The sequence below is a fragment of the Streptomyces sp. NPDC030183 genome, assembly GCF_055573455.1.
Window position 1 is genome coordinate 137,018 of sequence record NZ_JBVIBK010000016.1, and the last position, 16,327, is coordinate 153,344.

Here is a 16,327-nt window from a genome sequence, read left to right on the forward strand (position 1 = left end):
GGTGGTGCCGCCGGACCGGTGTCCGAGCGGCGACTCGCCCGCTTAAAGTGGTGTCGTGTCCTCAGGAAACTATGTGGTCGCGCGGAATGTGCGGCTTCTCAGAGAACAGCGGGGCCTGTCCCTGGCCGAGCTGGCCCGGCAGGCCGGGCTCGCCAAGCAGACGTTGTCCAAGCTGGAGCAGGGCGCGGGCAATCCCACGGTGGACACGTTGTTCTCGATCTCCACGGCGCTGGGGGTGCCCGTGACCAGGCTGGTGGCCGAGCGGGAGCAGGTGATGGCGGTCCAGCGCGGTGCCGACGTCGTCTGGAACGAACACGACGGGTACGCGTCCCGGGCCCTCGACCACGTCTACGGTTCGGGCGTCATCGAGAACTACCTGGTGCGCGTCAAGGAACGGGGCGGTGCGACCCGGCTGGCCGAGTCCCACCCGGTCGGCACGCTGGAGCACCTCTACGTCATCAGCGGCCGCGTGCGGGTGGGACCGGCGGACAGCCCGGTGGAGCTGTCCGCCGGTGACTTCGTGCGCTATCCGGCCGACCGCCCCCACACCTACGAGTCCCTGGAGGGCGAGAGCCTGGTGCACATCGTCGTCAGTGTGCCGCGCGTACAGCCCGGGACGTCGACCTCCGTGCGCACCCACGGAGACGCCCCGCGCTGACCGGCGCCGCCCCGGTCAGACCAGGGCCGTGCCCCGCTGCGCCTTGGTGAACGCCGCGACGGCCCGCGTCGCCTCGTAGGCGACCCTGCGCAGCGCCGGCGCGAAGCGGGCCCGGTCGAAGCGGTGCTCGGCGCCCGCGACGGAGAACGCGGCAACCGGTCTGCCGACGGGCCCCATGATCGGTACGGCGACGCAGGTGAGGCCGTAGGCGGCTTCCTGACGGTCGTACGCGATGCCGGTGCGCCGGATGTGGCCCAGTTCGGCGTGAAAGGCCGCGGGGTCGGTGATGGTGTACTCGGTCAGCTGCGGCAGCCCCGCCGACACCGCGGCCTCCGCGGCATCGTGGTCGAAGGCCAGCAGGGCCTTGCCGACGGCGGTGCAGTACGCGGGCAGCCGGGCGCCGATGCGGGAGGGCGAGCGGGTCGCGCGGTGTCCGTGGATCTTGTTGACGTACACGATGTCCGTGTTGTGCAGCACCGCGAGGTGCACGGTCTCGTGCGTCAGCACGTACAGGTCCGCGAGGTGCGGCAGCAGCCGTTCCCGCAACTGCAGCGAGGTCTGCCCGTACACACGGGTGCCGATGTCGAAGAGCTGGGTGCCCAGCCGGTAGTCGCTGCCGACGCGTTCGACCATGTCGTTGCGCTGGAGTATGCCGAGCAGCCGGAAGGCCGTCGACTTGGTGAGGCCGCTGCGGCGGGCCAGCTCGCTCACCCCGATCTCCCCGTCCTGTTCGGCGAGCGACTTGAGCAGGACGAGCGCCTTGTCGACCGCGGTCTGCTGATCCGACAGGGCCCGGGTCGCGCTGGGGGGCAGGGCGTCGGTGCGCTCGGGCGCGGGGGAGTGAACTGGCATGGGGGGCTCCCGGAACAGTGGCAGATGGTGCCATCAAAGTGGACGCACGTCCAACATAGAAGACCGTTTCGGGCTTGTAAACGGGCCGGACGGCGCACCGACCGGGACATCTCGGCGTGCCGTATCCCGGCACGCCGACTGGGCCGAACCTCCCCGTCCGGCGTCTCCTTGGACCCGTGCCGCGACATCACCGCAGCCAACGACCCACGGGACGACGGGATTTCGGCCGACACGGGGGTGCCCCCGGCCCCGGCCGCCCCCCGGATGTCCGTGCCGTCACGCGCCACACCCCCTGAGCCGGCCCGACGCCCCCCCGACCACGAACCGACAGAACGGACAGCCGCCGTGCGACCGAGCCCATCGCTCCGCCGCCTCGACCCGAACCACGCCGAGGAGGTCCACCGATGACATCCCCGCCCGAGCGGCCGATGGATCGTCTCGCCCGCATCCCGCGCCCGTCCGTCGACGTGAGCGCGTACTTCGACCTGGACAACGGGCTCGTCGACCGCACCATCTTCGGCGACCAGGCCCTGTACCAGCAGGAACTGCGCCGCGTCTTCGCACCGAGCTGGCTGTTCCTCGCCCATGAGAGCCAGTTCCGGAAACCCGGCGACTTCTTCACGACGTACATGGGCGAGGACCCGGTCATCGTCTCCCTGGGCCGCGACCGCAGGATCCGTGCCTTCCTCAACGCCTGCCGCCACCGCGGCATGCGGGTCTGCCGCGCCGACGCGGGCGCCACCAAGGCGTTCACCTGCAGCTACCACGGCTGGTCGTACGACACCTCGGGCAAGCTGGTCAACGTTCCCAACCGGGACGACTATCCGGACCACTTCGAGCAGGACCGCTGGGGTCTGGTCGAGGTCGCGCAGCTCGACACCTACAAGGGCCTGATCTTCGCCACCTGGAACCCCGAGGCGCCCCCGCTCGTCGAGGCGCTCGGCGGCATGACCTGGTACATGGACGCCATGCTCGACCGCGACCCGGAGGGCACCGAGGTCGTCGGCGGTGTCCACAAGTGGGTCCTGGAGGGCAACTGGAAGCTCGCCGCCGAGCAGTTCGCCTCCGACTGGTACCACGTCAACATCTCGCATGCCTCCGCGCTCATGGTCATGTCCCCGAACGGCAGGGGCCCCAAGACGGAGATCGTGCAGACCCCGGGCCGGCAGTACACCGACCCGCTCGGTCACGGTCACGGCTTCCCGGTCCATCCCAAGAGCCGCTTCGACGACCGGGTCGTACACGACTGGTACGACTACGACGCGCTGCGCGAACGGCTCGGCGACAGCCGGGTCGAGGGGCCGATGACCACCGGCCACGCCACCGTCTTCCCCAACTTCTCCTACCTCCCGGTCAACGGCTCCATCCGGGTCTGGCACCCCAAGGGGCCCGACCGGATGGAGGTCTGGGCCTGGACCCTCGTCGACAAGTCGATGCCCGACGAGGTCAAGGACGCCCAACGGCTGTACAACCTGCGGACGTTCGGACCCACGGGCATCTTCGAGCAGGACGACGGCGAGAACTGGTCGGAGTGCCAGGCCACCGCCCACGGCTTCATGTCCGGCTCCATCACCCTCAACTACCAGATGGGACTGGGGCTCCAGGAGCAGGACGGGGTCCACCCCGGCACCACCGGGCGCCTCTACTCCGACGGTGCCGCCCGGGGCTTCTACACCCGCTGGCGGGACCTGATGAACACCCCCGCCTGGCACGAGACGCCCGAGAAACGCGAGACGCCCGAGAAACGCGAGACCCCCGGGACACCCGAGACGCCCGAGAAGGACACCACCTCATGAGCGACACCACCACCGGCATCCAGGTCGCCGCCGTCGGAGACATCGAGGACGGTGAGGGGCTGAAGGTGCCCGCCGAGGCCACCGGACACCGCGCCGACATCGCCGTCTTCCACGACGGCGGCGCCTACTACGCCCTCGACGACACCTGCTCCCACGGCCAGGCGTCACTGGCGGAGGGCTGGGTGGAGAACGGCGAGGTCGAATGCCCGCTGCACGCCGCCCGCTTCTGCCTGAAGTCCGGCGAGCCGCAGTGCATGCCCGCCACCCTCCCCGTCGCCGTCCACCGCGTCGAGGTCCGCGACGACGCGATCTGGGTGTACCCCGGTACGGGAGCCACCGGATGAGGGCGCCCCAGCGGATCGCCGTCGTCGGCGCCGGACTCGCCGCCGTCTCCGCCTGCGACACCCTGCGTGCCCATGGCTACGACGGTGACCTGGTGCTGTACTCGGCCGAGCAGGGCCTGCCGTACGATCGCCCCCCGCTCAGCAAGGACGTCCTGCTCGGCAAGGACCGCCGCGAGGACGTGCTGCTGCGCCCCGAGCAGTGGTACGACGACCAGCGCGTCCGGCTCCGAGAAGGCACCGTCGTGCGGGCGATCCGCCCCCGGTCGGGCGGCGTCGAACTGGCCGGCGGCGCGGTGGAGACGGCCGACCGGATCGTGCTGGCCACCGGCGGCACGCCCCGCGCGCTGCCCGTACCCGGCGGCGACGACCCCGAGATCCGCCTGCTGCGCACCTGGGAGGACTCCCTGCGGCTGCGCGAACGGCTGCTGCCCGGGGCCCGGGTGGCCGTCGTCGGCGCCGGGCTGATCGGCGCCGAGACCGCCGCCGTGGCCATGACCCTCGGCTGCCGGGTCACCCTCGTCGATCCGGTCCGGGTGCCGCTCGCAGCGGCCGTCGGCGACGACATCGCGACGGTGCTGCACGACCGCCACCGCGCCGAGGGCATCGACGTGATCACCGCGGGCGTCGAACGCGTCGAGCGCCGAGGGGGGCGGTTCGTGCTCGGCCTGTCCGGGTACGGCGGAACGGTGGCCGTCGACACGATCGTGGTCGGCATCGGCATCCGCCCCGCCACGCAACTGGCCCAGGCGGCCGGACTGCGGGTCGACGACGGCGTCCTCGTCGACATCAACCGGCGCACCTCGCACCCCGCCGTCTACGCCATCGGTGATGTCGCCCGCGGAGTCGGCCGGCGGACACGGCACGAACACTGGGAGGCCGCCCAGCGCGACGGCGAGGCCGCAGGGCGCGGCATCCTCGGGCTGCCCGGTACCGACGCGGGCGCGCCCTGGTTCTGGTCCGACCGGTACGGCACCCGCCTGGAGGCGATCGGCACCATGGCGGACGCCGAGCGGACCGTGCTGCGCGGAACCGTCGAAAGCGGCGCCTTCCTCACCTTCGGCCTGCGCGACGAACGAGTGGTGGCCGCCGCGGCGATCGACCGCACCCGCGACATCAAGGTGGTCCGCAGGATCGTCGACCGGGGCATCCCCGTCGACCCGGCCGAACTCGCCGACGAGAGCACCGATCTGCGGAGTCTGCTCAAGCGCTGACAACCCGTCGGCGCCGGGGCCCGGCTCCGACCGGGCCCGCTCCGGCCGGGGCGTGCGCGCCGGGTCGAGCGGGGCCCGCGGCCGCCGGACCCCGCCGTGCCGTCCACCGGCACACCCGCTCCCCGCACCCCGTACCCCGCGCTGGAATTGAGCTCATCCCGCGCGGCCCGCAGGAGGACCCATCGATGAGCACCCACACCCAGGAGCAGACAGCGGACGCGCCCGGTGCGTACGACGACGTCCGGCTCCACTTCGAAGCACAACGCCTTTACAGTCGCGAGGCGCAACTCCTCGACCAGCACCGCTACGCGGACTGGCTGGAGCTGTTCACCGACGACCTCCACTACTGGGCACCGGTGCGCACCAACCGGCTGCGCCGTCAGCAGGCCCTGGCCGACGGGGCGCCCGGCGAGGTGGCGATCTTCGACGAGACCAAGGCCAGCCTGGCCTGGCGGATACGCCGGTTCGACTCCGGTATGGCCTGGGCGGAGGACCCGCCGTCGCGGACCCGGCACCTGATCACCAACGTCATGATCCAGGCGTCCGGCGAACCGGGCGAGTACATCGCCGAGTCGTCCTTCCTCTGCTACCGCAACCGCCTGGAACGCGAGGTCGACCTCTACGCGGGCGGTCGCACCGACCTGCTGCGCCGCGCCCCGGACGACGGACGCCTGCTGATCGCACGCCGCACGATCCTGCTCGACCAGAACGTCCTGCTCGCCAAGAACATCAGCACCTTCCTGTGAACCGGAGAACCCACGTGTCCCCTACCGAGACCGAAGAGCCCAAGCTGGTCGAGCACCAGGTGCACACCCCGCTCGGGGACATCGCGGTCAGCGAGAGCGGCGCCGGCCCGGCGCTCGTCATGCTGCACGGCGGCGGCCCCGGCGCGAGCGCGGTCGCCAACTACCACCAGAACCTGCCCGCGCTCACCCGGCACTTCCGGGTGATCCTCCCCGACCAGCCCGGCTTCGGCGGGAGTTATCGGCCCACGGAGGAGGAACTGGACGCCCGCAGCATCACCGAGATCACCGTGGACGCGCTGGTGCGGACCCTGGACGCGCTCGGCATCGACCGCTTCCACCTGCTGGGCAACAGCCTCGGCGGCGCCGCGGCCATCGCCACCGCACTCGCGATCCCGGACCGGGTGGAGAAGCTGGTCCTCATGGCACCGGGCGGCGGCTGGCTCCCCTTCGGCCCCACCCCCACCGAGGGCCAGAAGGCGATGTTCCGCTACTACAACGGCGAGGGGCCGACGCTGAAGAAGATGCGGGACTTCATCGGCGTCATGACCGCCGAGCCGCGCCGCTGGGCGGACACCGCCCAGGCCCGCTACGAGGCGTCCCTCGACGAATCCCACATCGCCTTCTACCACCGCTACAACGCGGCCTTCGCGAAACGGCACGGGATGGACCCGCTCTGGCAGCAGGTCCACCGGATCAAGGCGCCGACCCTCTTGCTCTGGGGGCGCGATGACCGGACGATCACTCTGGACGGAGCACAGGTGATGCTCAAGCAGATCCGGGACGTCCAACTGCATGTGTTCGGCGGCTGCGGCCACTGGGTGCAGCTGGAACGGCAGGCCGAGTTCGAGCGTCTGGTCACCGACTTCCTCAAGGAGCACTGATCGTGGGCAGGGGCTGGCTGGAGGGCGACGTAGCCCTCGTCACGGGGGGAGGCTCGGGCATCGGCCGGGCCGTCGCCCTGCGCTACCTGGCCGAAGGCGCCCGCGTCGCCGTCCTGGGCCGGGGCGCCGCGCAGGTGGAGGAGGTGGTGCGCGCCGCCGGCGCACTCGGTGACCGTGTGCTGCCGCTCACCGGCGACGTCCGCAGCCCGGAGGACATGCACCGGGCGGTCGACGCCACGGTGGAACACTTCGGCAAGCTGGACGTGCTGGTGCCGAACGCGGGCATCTGGGACTACCACCGCAGCGTCACCCGCTTGAACGGCAAGGAGTTGGCCGAAGCGTTCGACGAGCTCTTCGCCATCAACGTCAAGGGCTACGTGCTGGCCGTCGAGGCCGCCTGGCGCGAGCTGGTCGCCACCCGCGGAAACATCGTGATGACCCTGTCCAACGCCTCCTTCCACACCGACGGCGGCGGCTCCCTCTACACCGCGAGCAAACACGCCTGCCTGGGGCTGCTGCGCCAGTTCGCCTTCGAACTCGCACCGAAGGTCCGGGTGAACGGGGTGGCCGTCGGCGGGATGCGCACCCAGCTGCGCGGCCCCGCGAGCCTCGGCCTGGAGGGCCGTACCCTCGCCTCGTCCTTCGCGAAGAACGAGGCGGCCGAGGCCGCCGCGGGCGAGAAGGCACCGCCGCTGATCCCGCTGTACGACTCCAGCGTCGAGCCGGAGGACTTCACCGGCCCCTACGTCCTGCTCGCCTCCCGCACCGACAGCTCCACCGTCACCGGAGCCGTGATCCCCGCCGACGGCGGTATCGCCGTGCGCGGTTTCCGTTCGCCCGCCGGCGGTTCGGGTCTGTGACCCGGCACCGGTGAACCCCCACCCGTAGTCCTCGTAAGGAGCCGACGCCATGGCCGCCGTCGACATCAGTCCCGCCGCCGCGCTCTACCGAAGAGCCCTGTACCCCGGTCCCGCCGCCGTGATCTACGAGGGTCACGAGGTCTCCGCGGCCGAACTCTGCCGCAGGGTGCGGGAGTTCGCCGCCGGGCTGTCCGAGCGCGGGCTGCGGCGCGGAGACCGGATCGCGTACCTCGGCCTCAACAGCACGACCTTCCTGGAGACCCTGTTCGCCGCGGCCCATCTGGGCGCGGTCTTCGTCCCGGTCAACTTCCGGCTGGCCGCCGACGAGGTCCAGCACATCCTGAACGACTGCGGGGCCCACACCCTGGTCGTCGAGGAGGGGCACCGCGAACTCGTCGCGTCCGTACGGGCGGACATCCCCGCCCGCAGCCTGCTGCTCGTCGACACCGACCCCGAGTGCCCCGCCGCGCGGGAAGCGGGCCCCGAGTGGACGCCGCTGTCCGCGCTGCGGGGCGCGCACCGCCCCGTACGCGAACCCGTCGCCCTGCACGACGGCGACCTCGCGGCTCTGATGTACACCTCGGGAACCACCGGGCGGCCCAAGGGCGTCATGCTCACCCACGGCAACCTGTGGTGGAACGCGGTCAACGTCGACGCCGTCGTGGACACCCGCGCCGACGACGTGAACCTGGCCGTCGCCCCGCTGTTCCACATCGGCGGCCTCAACGCCCTGACCCTGCGCACCCTGGTGCGCGGCGGCACCGTGATCCTGCGCCGGGCCTTCGACCCCGCCCGCTGTCTGGAGGACCTCGTCCGGCACCGGGTGAACACCTTCTTCGCCGTTCCTGCCATGTACACGGCACTCGCGCGGACGGCCGGGTTCGCCGAGGCCGACCTGAGCGCCCTGCGCTCCGCGATCGTCGCCGGCGCCCCGGTGCCACCCCAGCTGATCCGGGACTACGGCGCGATGGGCGTGCCGCTCCAGCAGGCGTGGGGGCTGACCGAGACGGCTCCCTTCGCGACCTATCTGCCGGCCAGGCTGACGTCGGAGAGGACCGGTTCCGCCGGGCTCCCGATGCCGTACACCGAGATCCGGCTGATCCACCCGGCCACCGGCGCCGAGATCGACCAACCCGACACCCAGGGCGAGATCTGCGTCCGCGGTCCCAACGTGGCCGCCGGCTACTGGGACAACCCGGACGCCACCCGGGCGGCGTTCGACGACCGGGGCTGGTTCCGCACCGGCGACATCGCCTACCGGGACGAGGACGGCTTCTACTACATCGTCGACCGGCTCAAGGACATGATCATCAGCGGTGGTGAGAACGTCTACCCCGCGGAGGTCGAACGGGTCCTCGTGGAGCACCCGGACGTCGTGGAGGCCGCCGTCGTCGGCGTACCGGACCCGAAGTGGGGCGAGACCGTCCTGGCCGTTCTGACCTGCGCGCCCGGCGCGGAGCCCACGGTCGAGGAGATACGCGAGTTCACCGGCCGCCACCTGGCCCGCTACAAGCTGCCCACCCGAGTGCGGGTCGTCGAACGGCTGCCGCGCAACGGCAGCGGCAAGCTGGACAAGCCCGAACTGCGCCGCTGGGTGACCGCACAGCTGACCGTCCCCACCGCCTGACACCACAGCCCCGGCACACCGGTGCCGGGGCTTTCTCCGACCCACATCCTCAGGAGCGGCGCCGTGGCCCCTCTCTCCGATACCGCTCTCTCCGACACCGCGCCCATGCCGCCGGTGCCCGCCCTCGACGGCGGCTGGGTCCTGAAGCGGACCGGCGCACCGTCCGGCCCGGCCGCGCACAGGTACCTGGCCTCCCGTGGTGACGTGCCGGAGGAATTCCCCGTGCACGTCCAGCGCGTCTGGCAGCACCCGCTGCGGGCCGCGTACCCCATGGGCGCTCACGACGTCGTCGTAGGGCTCGACGGGTCCGCGCCGGACTCCGCCGCCGGACTGCTGCGTGCGCTCACCCCGGCCCTGTTCGCCGTCGACCCGCGCTGCCGCCGTGTCGTCGCCGCGCCCGACGAGGGTGACCTGCGCACGCAGCGAGTCCTGGAGGACGGCGGCTTCCGTCGGATCGCCGAGGCGGACCTGCCCGGGGGCGCGGTGGTGCTGTTCGCGGCCGAACCCCCGGGCATCGCCGGGCTGTCCACGGCGCTGGACGACATGCCCCACTGAGACGAGCCCTCTGCCGCAGCGGGCCGGAAGCCGTGACCACCTCGCTTCCGGCCCGCTGCCGTGCGCGGCGTGGAGACCCTTCGTGCTGCCCAGCGGCACACCCGCTAGGGGCAGATCGGCAGACCGGGCGACGGTTGACGTGTGCTTGCTGCAACCGCCATTTCCCAGAGCGCCACCGACCCGCTGTCGGGTCTGGTGCTGCGCGACAATCCCGAACCGGCCCCGCGGCCCGGCTGGTCACGCGTCCGCGTCGTGGCCTCGTCGCTGAACATGCACGACCTGTGGACGCTGAGAGGGGTGGGACACCCCCCGGACCGGCTGCCGATCGTCCTCGGCTGCGACGCGGCCGGCTATGACGAGGACGGCAACGAGGTCATCGTCCACCCCGTGATCGGCGACCCCGACGCGGGCGGCGGCGACGAGACACTCGACCCGGACCGCGCGCTGCTGTCCGAGCGGCACGACGGGGCGTTCGCGGAGTACCTGATCGTCCCCACCCGCAACCTGGTGCCCAAGCCGGCCTGGCTCTCCTTCGACGAGGCCGCGTGCCTGCCGGTCGCCTGGACCACCGCCTACCGCATGCTGTTCACCCAGGCCCGCATCACCCCCGGCGACCGGGTGCTCGTGCAGGGCGCGGGCGGCGGTGTGGCCTCCGCCGCGATCCGGCTCGCGGTGGCCGCCGGCGCCGTCGTCTACGCCACCAGCCGCAGCGCCGACAAGCGCGCGGAGGCCGTCTCCTGGGGCGCCCGCGCCGCCGTGGCCCCCGGTGAGCGGCTGCCCGAACGAGTGGACGTGGTCATCGAGACGGTCGGTGAGGCGACCTGGGCGCACTCGCTGAAGGCGCTGCGCCCCGGCGGCACCGTCGTCATCGCGGGTGCGACCAGCGGCGCGAACCCGCCGGCCGACCTCGGCCGGATCTTCTACCTCCAGCAGCGCATCCTCGGCTCGACGGGCGCCACCCGCCCCGAACTGGTCGCGTTGCTGCGCCTGATGGACGCCACGGGTGTCCGCCCGGTCATCGACCGCACGCTTCCGCTCACCGAGATCCACAAGGGCTTCCAGCTCATGCTCGACGGCGGTCTCACCGGGAAGCTCGTCATCCACCCGCCGGGCCCGGCCCGCCCGGAAGCCCGCCAGAAGTAGGGAACGACCATGACCGCAGCAGCCGTTGGGCTGTCCCACTCACCCCTCATCGGCAGGAACGACCCCGCCCCCGACGTCCTGGCCCGCGTCGACGAAGCGGTGGAGGGCGCCCGGGAGTTCATCCGTGCCTACGACCCGGAGCTGGTCGTCCTCTACGCCCCCGACCACTACAACGGCTTCTTCTACAAGGAGATGCCGCCGTTCTGCCTGGCCACCGAGGCCCACGCGGTAGGTGACTTCGGCACCTCGGCGGGCCCGCTCTCGGTCGACACCGCCGCCGCGAAGGCGCTGGCCCAGGGCACCCTCGACCGGGGGATCGACCTGACGGTCTCGGCCCGGATGACCGTCGACCACGGCTTCGCCCAGCCTCTGGAAGTGCTCTTCGGCGGGATCGACCGGGTGCCGGTGGTGCCCGTCTTCGTCAACGGTGTGGCCACGCCCCTCGGCCCCGTCGCCCGTGTCCGGGCGCTCGGCCGAGCGCTCGGCGAGGCCGCCGCCGAACTCGACCGCAGGACACTGTTCCTGGCCTCCGGCGGGCTCTCCCACGACCCGCCCGTACCGGTCCTGGACGGTGCGCCCCCGAGGGTCGCCGACGCGCTGATCGAAGGTCACCCGCCGACCCCCGAGCAGCGCGCCAAGGGCGAGCAGCGGGTGGTCCGGGCCGGACAGGAGTACGCCGCCGGCACCACCTCGATGATTCCGATCAACCCCGCCTGGGACAACCGGCTCCTCGACCACCTGGAGAAGGGCGAACTCGCGGAGTTCGACTCCTGGACCGTGGCGGCGATGGCCGAGGAGGGCGGCGGCTCCGCCCACGAGGTCCGCGCCTGGATCGCCGCCTTCGCCTCGCTCGCGGCCACCGGGCCGTACGAGATGACCTCCCGCTTCTACGAGCCGATCCCCGCGTGGATCGCCGGATTCGCCGTGGCCACGGCGCAGGGGAGGTGACCGCATGACAGCCGACCGGAAGACGGTCGCCCAGGCGGCAGCCCGGCTGATCGCCGCGTCGGAGGAGGGCCGTCCCGTCGCCCCGGTCCGCGACCTGCTGGGCGAGCGGGACATCGACGCCGCCTACGCCGTCCAGCAGGAGCTGACCCGCCACAGGCTGGCCGCCGGCGCGGTCGTCGTCGGCCGCAAGATCGGCCTCACCTCGCCCGCCGTGCAGCGCCAACTCGGTGTGGACCAGCCGGACTTCGGCGTCCTCTTCGCCGACATGGACGTCTCGGCCGAGACGGAGGTCCCCTCCGAGCGGCTGCTCCAGCCGAAGGCCGAGGCCGAGATCGCCTTCGTGCTGGGGGACGACCTGGCCGACGGTGTACTCGACGCCGCCCGTGTCCGCGCCGCCGTGGAGTACGCCGTCGCGGCCCTGGAGATCGTGGACAGCCGGGTCTCCGACTGGGACATCCGGCTCACCGACACCATCGCGGACAACGCCTCCAGCGGCCTGTACGTCCTGGCCGACCGCCGCCTCACCCTCGACGCGTTCGAGCCGCGCGAGGTCACCATGCGGATGTACGCCGAGGGCGAGCCGGTCTCCGAGGGCGCGGGCTCCGCCTGCCTCGGCGACCCGCTCAACGCCCTGGCCTGGCTCGCCCGCACGGCCCAGGCGTACGGCGACCCGCTGCGGGCCGGGCAGGTCGTCCTGTCGGGGGCGCTGGGCCCCATGGTCCCGGCACCGCCCGGCAGCCGTATCCACGCCGAGATCGGACCGCTGGGCACGGTCGCCGCCGCATTCTCCGAGAAGTTCGAGAAGAGGGACGTGTGAAGAGAACCAAGGCCGCCGTCATCGGGTCGGGCAACATCGGCACCGACCTGATGATCAAGATCCTGCGCCTGTCGGACACCCTGGAGATGGGTGCCATGGTCGGCATCGACCCGGCGTCCGACGGGCTCGCCCGTGCCGCCCGGCTGGGGGTCCCCACCACCCACGAGGGTGTCGACGGCCTCATCGCACTGCCCGGATTCGCCGACATCGACATCGTCTTCGACGCCACCTCCGCCAAGGCACACCTCGCCAACGCCGCCAGGCTCACCCCGTACGGCAAGCGGCTCATCGACCTGACCCCTGCCGCGATCGGCCCGTTCGTCGTGCCGCCGGTCAACGGGGACGCCCACCTCGACGCCCCGAACGTGAACATGGTGACGTGCGGCGGCCAGGCCACCATCCCCATGGTGGCGGCCGTGTCGGCGGTGACCCCGGTCCACTACGCGGAGATCGTGGCCTCCATCGCCTCCCGGTCGGCCGGCCCCGGTACCCGGGCCAATATCGACGAGTTCACCGAGACCACCTCCCACGCCATCGAGACCGTGGGCGGCGCGGCCCGCGGCAAGGCGATCATCGTCCTCAACCCGGCGGAGCCGCCGCTCATCATGCGGGACACGGTCTTCTGCCTCATCGGGGAGGCCGACCACGACGCCGTCCGCGAGTCGATCGCGGCCATGGCGGAGCGCGTCGCCGGCTACGTTCCCGGCTACCGGCTCAAGCAGGAGGTGCAGTTCACCCCCGTGGATCCCACCGAACCGGTGCACACGCTGCTGCCGCCGGACGCCGGCCCCGCCGTCACCCGGGTCTCGGTGTTCCTCGAAGTCGAGGGCGCCGCCCACTACCTGCCCGCGTACGCCGGAAACCTCGACATCATGACGTCCGCCGCCCTCCAGGTCGCCGAGTCCATCGCCCGGCGCGACGCAGCCCTCGCGGAGGCCCGCCCATGACCCGCAAGCTGTACATCCAGGACGTCACCCTGCGCGACGGCATGCACGCCATCCGGCACCGCATCGACCCGGCGGACGTCGGCCGCATCGCCGCCGCCCTCGACGCCGCCGGGGTCGACGCGATCGAGGTCGCCCACGGCGACGGCCTGGCCGGCGGCTCCGTCACCTACGGGCCGGGCAGCCACACCGACTGGGAGTGGATCGAGGCCGCCGCCGCACACCTCACCCGCGCCACCCTCACCACCCTGCTCCTGCCCGGCATCGGCACCATCGCCGAACTGGAGCGCGCGTACGCCCTCGGCGTCCGCTCGGTGCGCGTCGCCACCCACTGCACCGAGGCCGACATCTCCGCGCAGCACATCGCCAAGGCCCGCGACCTCGGCATGGACGTCTCCGGCTTCCTGATGATGAGCCACATGGCTCCGGCCGCCGAACTCGCCGCACAGGCCCGGCTGATGGAGTCCTACGGCGCCCACTGCGTGTACGTCACGGACTCCGGAGGTCGACTCACCCTGGACGGTGTGCGCGAGCGGGTCCGCGCCTACCGCGATGTCCTGGACCCCACCACCGAGGTCGGCATCCACGCGCACGAAAACCTCTCCCTCTCCGTCGCCAACAGCGTGATCGCCGTACAGGAGGGCGTCACCCGGGTCGACGCCTCCCTGGCGGGCCAGGGCGCCGGCGCGGGCAACTGCCCCATCGAGGCGTTCGTCGCGGTCGCCAACCTCCAGGGCTGGAAACACGGCTGCGACCTGTTCGCCCTCCAGGACGCCGCCGACGACCTCGTACGGCCGCTACGGGACCGGCCCGTCCAGGTCGACCGGGAGACGCTCACCCTCGGCTACGCGGGCGCGTACTCGTCGTTCCTGCGCCACGCCGAGGCCGCCGCCGAGCGGTACGGGGTCGACGTCCGCACGCTGCTCCTGGAGGTCGGCCGGCGAGGGCTCGTCGGCGGCCAGGAGGACATGATCGTCGACATCGCGCTCGACCTGGTGGCCGGGGAGCGCGGCTGACCGACCCTTCCGCGTACCTCGTCCGTCCCGCTCGCCCGCGGGGCGGATGAAGTACGCCGATTTGCCTGTGCATTACAGGCTTTCATGTCAGCGCATCGCGGGTGCCCGGCCTCCGTGCCACGAGGCGGCACGACTCTGAGCCGACCGGTTTCCGGCCACCTACAGTCCTCCGCACAGACCCCACTGTGGTCCGGATCACGCATGATCCGGGTCGACCGGAGGTGAGCCGCTCCATGACCGAGACCAGCCGCGACGAAACAGCCGTCGGCACCGTCCCCGCACCCGCACCACCGCCCCAGGCCAGGAAGAACGTCTCCCGCATCGCCGCCGCGAGCCTCATCGGCACCACCATCGAGTACTACGACTTCGCCGTGTACGGCACGGCCGCGGCGCTCGTCCTGGGCCCGGCCTTCTTCCCGTCCGGTAACCCCACCATGTCGACGCTGGCGGCCTTCCTCACCTTCGCCGCCGCCTTCCTCGCCCGGCCCGTCGGCGTCGCACTGTTCGGGACGATCGGCGACCGGCTCGGCCGCAAACGGGCCCTGGTGCTCTCCCTGATCCTCATGGGTGTGGCCACCGTCGGCGTCGGGCTGCTCCCGACCTACGGCACGGTGGGCGTCCTCGCCCCGGTGCTCCTGGTCGCGCTCCGTCTCCTCCAGGGCGTGAGCATGGGCGGCGAGTGGGGCGGCGCCGTGCTCCTCGCCGCCGAGCACGCCCCACCGGGACGCAGAGCGGTGTACGCGTCCATACCCCAGATGGGCCCGCTGCTGGGCTTCCTGCTCTCCAGCGCCGTCATCCTGCCCACGATGGGGATCTTCGGCCGGGAAGCCTTCGCCGACTGGGCCTGGCGGGTGCCGTTCCTCCTCAGCACGCTGCTCATCGCCGTCGGATTCTGGGTGCGCACCCGCGTCGAGGAGTCCCCGGTGTTCGACAAGCCGGTCACGGCCCGGCCGTCCGCCCCGCGCTTTCCGCTGGGCGCCCTGGTCAGGGAGTACCCGGGGCGGCTGCTGCTCGGCGTCGGTGCGGCGGTGGGCGGCTCGGCCGTCTACTACCTGGTGATCGTCTACAGCCTGTCGTACGGCCCGAAGGCGCTCGGTATCCCCCAGGGCACGATGCTGGCCGCCGCCAGCGTGGCCGCCGCCGCGGCCGCGGCTGTGACGATCCCGGTCGCCCGGCTGGCCGACCGGGTGGGACGACGGCCCGTGATCCTCGCCGGGGCCGCCGGTTCCGTGCTGTGGGTGCTGCCCATGTTCGGCTCCCTGAGCACCGGTGACGGGCTCCTCATCGGCGGGGCCTTCACGGTCGGACTGCTCCTGCTGATCCTGATGTTCGGTCCGATGGCGGCCTTCCTGCCCGAACTGTTCCCGGCCCGGCTGCGCTACACGGGAGCCTCGGCGACCTTCATCCTCGCCAACACCCTCGGCGGCGGCTTCGCCCCCCTGGTGGCGACCTGGCTGAACTCCCACTGGCAGTCACCGCTCGTCCTCGGCGCCTACGCGGGCACCCTCTGCCTGATCAGCCTGGCCTGCGTACTCGCCCTGCCCGAGACCCGCGACAAGGAGTTCGGCCTCTGACGCCCCCGCCGGAAGACCTCGCACCGCCCGCCGTGCCGTCGCGGCACGGCAGGCGGGCCCGATCAGCCGCTTCGCGTTCCTGGGCCGAGGCGTCCGGCCCCGCTGCGGGCCGCTCGCAGAGCATCCCGGCCGGCTGTCCCACCACGCCGGCCGCCCGCCTCTTGCCCCTGTCGTGCCGCTGTGCGGAACGGGGGGACGACATGTGAACACGCGAGGTCATCTCCTTGGAGCAGCCCGGTGGCAGGTTCTCCGTCCCCAGACGGCAGGAGACTGATGCGGTATGAGATGTGCGCCTGTCTTCGCGCGTCGGCCAGGGACGGAAACCGGTCCATCGACCCAGGGAAGCAGGGGACGC

Annotated in this window: 16 protein-coding genes; 15 read left to right on the plus strand and 1 reads right to left on the minus strand. The window is 72.1% G+C overall.

All coding sequences use genetic code 11. The features are described from left to right. Positions 1-55: 55 nt before the first annotated feature. Positions 56-658, plus strand: a complete 603-nt coding sequence (locus ACZ4Z2_RS20685) for a helix-turn-helix domain-containing protein (protein WP_468078011.1) — start codon at positions 56-58, stop codon at positions 656-658. 15 nt (positions 659-673) lie between these two features. Here ACZ4Z2_RS20685 and ACZ4Z2_RS20690 read toward each other — a convergent pair whose 3' ends face one another. Beyond that, positions 674-1,510 carry an IclR family transcriptional regulator gene (locus ACZ4Z2_RS20690; protein ID WP_468078013.1) on the minus strand — a complete coding sequence of 279 codons (837 nt, stop codon included), beginning with the start codon at positions 1,508-1,510 and terminating at the stop codon, positions 674-676. Positions 1,511-1,914: 404 nt separating this feature from the next. Between ACZ4Z2_RS20690 and ACZ4Z2_RS20695 the strand changes: the two genes are divergently transcribed. The 14 genes from ACZ4Z2_RS20695 to ACZ4Z2_RS20760 all read left to right on the plus strand — a co-directional run bounded on the left by ACZ4Z2_RS20695 (position 1,915) and on the right by ACZ4Z2_RS20760 (position 15,972). Continuing rightward, on the plus strand, positions 1,915-3,306 hold the full coding sequence (locus ACZ4Z2_RS20695) for an aromatic ring-hydroxylating dioxygenase subunit alpha (protein ID WP_468078015.1): 1,392 nt from the start codon (positions 1,915-1,917) through the stop codon (positions 3,304-3,306). Beyond that, on the plus strand, positions 3,303-3,650 hold the full coding sequence (locus tag ACZ4Z2_RS20700; RefSeq protein ID WP_468078017.1) for a bifunctional 3-phenylpropionate/cinnamic acid dioxygenase ferredoxin subunit: 348 nt from the start codon (positions 3,303-3,305) through the stop codon (positions 3,648-3,650). Before ACZ4Z2_RS20695 ends, ACZ4Z2_RS20700 begins: the two co-directional genes overlap by 4 nt. Then, a complete protein-coding gene (locus ACZ4Z2_RS20705) occupies positions 3,647-4,861 on the plus strand; it encodes an NAD(P)/FAD-dependent oxidoreductase (RefSeq protein WP_468078019.1) in 1,215 nt (404 codons plus the stop codon). Before ACZ4Z2_RS20700 ends, ACZ4Z2_RS20705 begins: the two co-directional genes overlap by 4 nt. Positions 4,862-5,046: 185 nt before the next feature. Beyond that, on the plus strand, positions 5,047-5,607 hold the full coding sequence (locus ACZ4Z2_RS20710) for a 3-phenylpropionate/cinnamic acid dioxygenase subunit beta (protein ID WP_468078021.1): 561 nt from the start codon (positions 5,047-5,049) through the stop codon (positions 5,605-5,607). A 14-nt stretch (positions 5,608-5,621) separates the two neighbouring features. Continuing rightward, entirely contained in the window at positions 5,622-6,488 is an 867-nt protein-coding gene (locus tag ACZ4Z2_RS20715) for an alpha/beta fold hydrolase (protein ID WP_468078023.1), read from the plus strand. Positions 6,489-6,490: 2 nt separating this feature from the next. After that, a complete protein-coding gene (locus ACZ4Z2_RS20720; RefSeq protein ID WP_468078024.1) occupies positions 6,491-7,348 on the plus strand; it encodes an SDR family NAD(P)-dependent oxidoreductase in 858 nt (285 codons plus the stop codon). 49 nt (positions 7,349-7,397) lie between these two features. Next, on the plus strand, positions 7,398-8,975 hold the full coding sequence (locus ACZ4Z2_RS20725) for an acyl-CoA synthetase (protein WP_468078026.1): 1,578 nt from the start codon (positions 7,398-7,400) through the stop codon (positions 8,973-8,975). 63 nt (positions 8,976-9,038) lie between these two features. Further along, positions 9,039-9,530 (plus strand): GNAT family N-acetyltransferase, encoded by a 492-nt coding sequence (locus ACZ4Z2_RS20730; RefSeq protein WP_468078028.1) that lies wholly within the window; start codon positions 9,039-9,041, stop codon positions 9,528-9,530. Between the two features lie 141 nt (positions 9,531-9,671). Then, complete coding sequence (locus ACZ4Z2_RS20735) at positions 9,672-10,673, plus strand: zinc-binding dehydrogenase (protein WP_468078030.1); 1,002 nt, start codon at positions 9,672-9,674, stop codon at positions 10,671-10,673. Positions 10,674-10,682: 9 nt separating this feature from the next. Further along, complete coding sequence (locus ACZ4Z2_RS20740) at positions 10,683-11,621, plus strand: 3-carboxyethylcatechol 2,3-dioxygenase (RefSeq protein ID WP_468078032.1); 939 nt, start codon at positions 10,683-10,685, stop codon at positions 11,619-11,621. A gap of 4 nt (positions 11,622-11,625) precedes the next feature. Continuing rightward, positions 11,626-12,438 (plus strand): 2-keto-4-pentenoate hydratase, encoded by an 813-nt coding sequence (locus ACZ4Z2_RS20745; protein WP_468078034.1) that lies wholly within the window; start codon positions 11,626-11,628, stop codon positions 12,436-12,438. Then, the gene (locus ACZ4Z2_RS20750) at positions 12,435-13,385 is read left to right on the plus strand and encodes an acetaldehyde dehydrogenase (acetylating) (RefSeq protein WP_468078036.1); all 951 of its coding nucleotides are present in this window, start codon (positions 12,435-12,437) and stop codon (positions 13,383-13,385) included. The genes ACZ4Z2_RS20745 and ACZ4Z2_RS20750 overlap by 4 nt, the downstream gene beginning before the upstream one ends. Then, the gene (gene dmpG / locus ACZ4Z2_RS20755; protein WP_468078038.1) at positions 13,382-14,398 is read left to right on the plus strand and encodes a 4-hydroxy-2-oxovalerate aldolase; all 1,017 of its coding nucleotides are present in this window, start codon (positions 13,382-13,384) and stop codon (positions 14,396-14,398) included. Before ACZ4Z2_RS20750 ends, dmpG begins: the two co-directional genes overlap by 4 nt. A gap of 233 nt (positions 14,399-14,631) precedes the next feature. Further along, positions 14,632-15,972: an MFS transporter gene (locus tag ACZ4Z2_RS20760; RefSeq protein WP_468078040.1), complete on the plus strand. Its 1,341-nt coding sequence runs from the start codon at positions 14,632-14,634 to the stop codon at positions 15,970-15,972. The last annotated feature ends 355 nt before the right edge of the window (positions 15,973-16,327 follow it).

What these genes read in the sequence shown, in the direction of transcription:
- ACZ4Z2_RS20690 (WP_468078013.1), bottom strand. Translation starts at nt 1,510, where the DNA reads ATGCCAGTTCACTCCCCCGCGCCCGAGCGCACCGACGCCCTGCCCCCC.
- ACZ4Z2_RS20695 (WP_468078015.1), top strand. Translation starts at nt 1,915, where the DNA reads ATGACATCCCCGCCCGAGCGGCCGATGGATCGTCTCGCCCGCATCCCG.
- ACZ4Z2_RS20700 (WP_468078017.1), top strand. Translation starts at nt 3,303, where the DNA reads ATGAGCGACACCACCACCGGCATCCAGGTCGCCGCCGTCGGAGACATC.
- ACZ4Z2_RS20705 (WP_468078019.1), top strand. Translation starts at nt 3,647, where the DNA reads ATGAGGGCGCCCCAGCGGATCGCCGTCGTCGGCGCCGGACTCGCCGCC.
- ACZ4Z2_RS20710 (WP_468078021.1), top strand. Translation starts at nt 5,047, where the DNA reads ATGAGCACCCACACCCAGGAGCAGACAGCGGACGCGCCCGGTGCGTAC.
- ACZ4Z2_RS20725 (WP_468078026.1), top strand. Translation starts at nt 7,398, where the DNA reads ATGGCCGCCGTCGACATCAGTCCCGCCGCCGCGCTCTACCGAAGAGCC.
- ACZ4Z2_RS20740 (WP_468078032.1), top strand. Translation starts at nt 10,683, where the DNA reads ATGACCGCAGCAGCCGTTGGGCTGTCCCACTCACCCCTCATCGGCAGG.
- ACZ4Z2_RS20745 (WP_468078034.1), top strand. Translation starts at nt 11,626, where the DNA reads ATGACAGCCGACCGGAAGACGGTCGCCCAGGCGGCAGCCCGGCTGATC.
- dmpG (WP_468078038.1), top strand. Translation starts at nt 13,382, where the DNA reads ATGACCCGCAAGCTGTACATCCAGGACGTCACCCTGCGCGACGGCATG.
- ACZ4Z2_RS20760 (WP_468078040.1), top strand. Translation starts at nt 14,632, where the DNA reads ATGACCGAGACCAGCCGCGACGAAACAGCCGTCGGCACCGTCCCCGCA.